1 pseudogene is annotated in these 249 nt (G+C 65.1%); it reads right to left on the bottom strand.

Annotation, left to right across the window (positions count from 1 at the left end):
- Positions 1 to 249, bottom strand: a pseudogene (locus tag SB753_RS39950) (MFS transporter); the annotation flags it as partial.

Below are 249 nucleotides of genomic sequence, written 5' to 3'. Positions count from 1 at the left end.
TGCTGGTGCCAAGGCCGAACTCTTTCGACAGCGAGCCAATCAGCACGGGAAACAGCGCGCCGATCGCGCGGCCGACGTTGTAGCAGAAGCCCTGTCCCGAACCGCGCACGCGGGGGGGGAAGAGTTCGGTGAGAAACGCGCCCATGCCCGAGAAGATGCCGGAGGCGAAGAAGCCAAGCGGAAAGCCGAGCCAGAGCATCGACGTGTTCGTGAGCGGCAGCGACGTGTAGGCGAACGCGATGGCCATCG

It is taken from the genome of Paraburkholderia sp. SIMBA_053 (assembly GCF_046534895.1).
Lineage (GTDB): Bacteria > Pseudomonadota > Gammaproteobacteria > Burkholderiales > Burkholderiaceae > Paraburkholderia > Paraburkholderia caledonica.
The sequence above is the reverse complement of the archived record's forward strand: the minus strand, read 5'-3'. Positions and strand labels throughout refer to the sequence as shown.